The following is a 3,334-nucleotide window of genomic DNA, read 5'->3' as shown; positions in this document are numbered from 1 at the left end:
GCCAGGCCTCAGCATTTTATTATGGTGATCCCCTGGGCGAAATGCGCCTGGTAAGCAGAGTTTTTGAAATGTAAGGCCTTTGAATAAGACAAAAGGCTGCCTCATCGCTAACTTTGCAACAGTGCCAGTTTTATTACGAACGTGTTTTGGGTGGACAACGGAAAACATATTTCATCGAAAGACCAAAAAAAGAAAAAACACTTCCTGTTGTGATGAGTGAAGAAGAAACCATTCGGGTACTACGCGCTATTGAAAACGTGAAACACAAGGCTATTCTGATGACTATTTATTCGGCAGGTTTGCGCATTTCTGAATGTATAAACCTGAAAATAAAAGACATTGACTCCAAGCGCATGCAAATTCGTATAGAACAGTCAAAAGGAAAAAGAGATCGTTATACCATTTTATCTGAGAAAACATTAATTATTTTAAGAACATACTTTATGGAATATAAACCAAAAGATTATTTATTTGAAGGTCAAAAAGGTGGCGCATACTCAAGCCGAAGTATTCAAAACATTTTTAAAGCAGCTGTTTTAAAAGCAAAGATTCAAAAGGAAGTTACTGTACATACCTTACGACATAGCTTTGCAACGCATTTGCTTGAGAATGGTACGAGTTTACGTTATATTCAATCGTTGTTAGGTCATTCAAGCAGTAAAACAACTGAGGTTTATACACATATTACCACCAAGGGAATGGAACAATTAAAAAGTCCGATGGATTTGTTAGATATATAGAAAGGATTTGTATATTTGAGCAAAACTTAACAAAAAGCACTATGAATATAAATCCTTTTGAGAGAGTAGAAACGAACGGTAAACGGTTGAAAACGGATTTGTCACTGATAATGAAAGGTTTAGCAAAATAAGATATAGTGGATATATACGCCATTTGGCGTATAGCCACTTGTTATGTGCCATTTTTGAATGACAATGCGAATAGATACAGACAAACAAATGAATTTACTTAGTGATAAGAACGTTGCAATAATTGGTGGTGGACCCGTTGGACTGACTATGGCAAAATTATTACAGCAAAACGGCATAGACGTTTCAGTTTACGAAAGAGACAACGACCGAGAGGCAAGAATTTTTGGTGGAACCCTTGACCTACACAAAGGTTCAGGTCAGGAAGCAATGAAAAAAGCGGGATTGTTACAAACTTATTATGACTTAGCCTTACCAATGGGTGTAAATATTGCTGATGAAAAAGGCAATATTTTATCCACAAAAAATGTAAAGCCCGAAAATCGATTTGACAATCCTGAAATAAACAGAAATGACTTAAGGGCTATCTTGTTGAATAGTTTAGAAAACGACACGGTTATTTGGGATAGAAAACTTGTTATGCTTGAACCTGGTAAGAAGAAGTGGACACTAACTTTTGAGAATAAACCGAGTGAAACAGCAGATTTGGTTATTCTTGCCAATGGTGGAATGTCGAAAATAAGGAGCTTTGTTACCGACACGCAAGTTGAAGAAACCGGTACTTTCAACATCCAAGCTGATATTCTTCAACCGGAAATAAACTGTCCCGGATTTTTTCAGCTATGCAACGGCAACCGATTAATGGCGGGACATCAGGGCATTTTATTGTTTGCCAATCCCAATAATAATGGTGCATTGTATTTAGGAATTAGTTTTAAAACGCCCGATGAATGGAAAAATAAAATTCCCTTAGATTTTCAGGACAGAAACAGCGTTGCCGATTTTTTATTGAAAAGATTTTCCAAATGGAGTGAAGTTTACAAACAATTAATACGTTCGGTATCAACATTTCAATGCTTGCCCACAAGGAAATTTCCTTTGAACAATGATTGGAAAAGTAACCGTCCATTACCCATAACAATGATTGGCGATGCTGCTCATTTGATGTCGCCTTTTGCAGGACAGGGTGTAAATACGGGATTATTGGATGCTTTGATATTGTCTGAAAACCTTACAAACGGAGAATTTACAAGTATTGAAAATGCCATCGAAAACTACGAACAACAAATGTTTGTTTATGCAAAAGATACGCAGGACGAATCGACAGAAAACGAAACCGAAATGTTTAGTCCCAATTTTTCGTTTCAAAAATTATTGAATCTATAAACAGTAAGAAAAAACGGCTACTAACAAGCAGTTTTGCAATAGTGGGCAGAAGTGCAAAATTGAACTTGTGTGCTTCTATCAACTTTTGTACATTAGCTGCCAGTTTAAGATGGGTGCATTTGAGTATGCCCAAAGGAGCCCGCAAGTATGCGCAGGACGAAGCCAGTAGCCGCGCCGATGGTGGCGCGGGTCTATCTGCGCGTCAGCACCGACGCGCAGGACTTGGAACGCCAAGAGGCGATCACTACGGCCGCGAAGGCCGCCGGCTACTACGTCGCCGGCATCTACCGTGAGAAGGCATCCGGCGCACGCGCCGACCGGCCTGAGCTGCTGCGCATGATCGGCGACCTACAGCCCGGCGAGGTGGTCATTGCCGAGAAGATCGACCGCATCAGCCGCCTACCTTTGCCCGAGGCCCAGGGCGTCGCCAAGATCGTGCTGGAAGCCGTGCAGATCATGCTTTTTCGCCTGGCCTTGCAGATGGCCCGCGACGACTACGAGGACAGGCGCGAACGCCAGCGCCAAGGCATTGAGTTGGCCCGCCAGGCCGGGCGGTACAAGGGCCGCCGTGCTGATCCGAAGCGCCGCGCCCAAGTTGTCGCGCTGCGCAAGTCCGGCTACAGCATCAACAAGACCGCCGAGCTGGCCGGGTACAGTGCGGCCCAGGTGAAACGGATATGGGCCGAGGTCAGCCAGGCCGAAGCGAAGCAGCACGGCGCGTTCGTGGAGGACGCATTGACGGAAGCCGATGCCCTGGCCGCTGTCGGCCAGGATGAGCGCCAGGAGGAAAGGGCATGAAGAAGCCGAACCAAGACGACGAGCCGTTTTTCATCACCGAGGAGATTGCGGCCGAAATGATCGCCGGCGGCTATGAGTTCGAGCTGCCGCCCATTCCTTGCACCATCCGCCTACGCGACGTGCTGGAGCGCATGACCGATGCTGAGCTAGCATTGCAGCCGGGCGAGATCGCCGACCAGGAGCGTGAACGCTGCCGGCGCAAGCCGTGTTCAACCTCATGATCTGGTCATGGTATTTTTCATGGCACTGAGCCTGATAGTTCTTGCAAATTGTTGTCACTAAAGGGTTTTGTGTGCTTGTTTACAATCGAGTGGGAGTGACGGGCACTGGCTGGCAATGTCTAGCAACGGCAGGCATTTCGGCTGAGGGTAAAAGAACTTTCCGCTAAGCGATAGACTGTATGTAAACACAGTATTGCAAGGACGCGGAACATGCCTCAT

The 3,334-nt window shown here is 44.9% G+C and carries 4 protein-coding genes; all 4 read left to right on the top strand.

The window, feature by feature from the left end; genetic code table 11:
- Positions 1–146 precede the first annotated feature (146 nt).
- Positions 147–740, top strand: coding sequence for a tyrosine-type recombinase/integrase (locus tag FTV25_RS15770; RefSeq protein ID WP_205779272.1), 594 nt, complete (start codon positions 147–149; stop codon positions 738–740).
- Positions 741–929: 189 nt separating this feature from the next.
- A complete protein-coding gene (locus tag FTV25_RS15765; protein ID WP_024160783.1) occupies positions 930–2,096 on the top strand; it encodes a tetracycline-inactivating monooxygenase Tet(X3) in 1,167 nt (388 codons plus the stop codon).
- 147 nt (positions 2,097–2,243) lie between these two features.
- Positions 2,244–2,894 carry a recombinase family protein gene (locus FTV25_RS15760; RefSeq protein WP_180004508.1) on the top strand — a complete coding sequence of 217 codons (651 nt, stop codon included), beginning with the start codon at positions 2,244–2,246 and terminating at the stop codon, positions 2,892–2,894.
- On the top strand, positions 2,891–3,115 hold the full coding sequence (locus FTV25_RS15755) for a hypothetical protein (protein ID WP_000743213.1): 225 nt from the start codon (positions 2,891–2,893) through the stop codon (positions 3,113–3,115). Before FTV25_RS15760 ends, FTV25_RS15755 begins: the two co-directional genes overlap by 4 nt.
- Positions 3,116–3,334: the final 219 nt, after the last annotated feature.

Source organism: Acinetobacter sp. YH12249 (assembly GCF_013417475.1).
In the GTDB taxonomy this organism is placed as follows: Bacteria; Pseudomonadota; Gammaproteobacteria; order Pseudomonadales; family Moraxellaceae; genus Acinetobacter.
The sequence above is the reverse complement of the archived record's forward strand: the minus strand, read 5'-3'. Positions and strand labels throughout refer to the sequence as shown.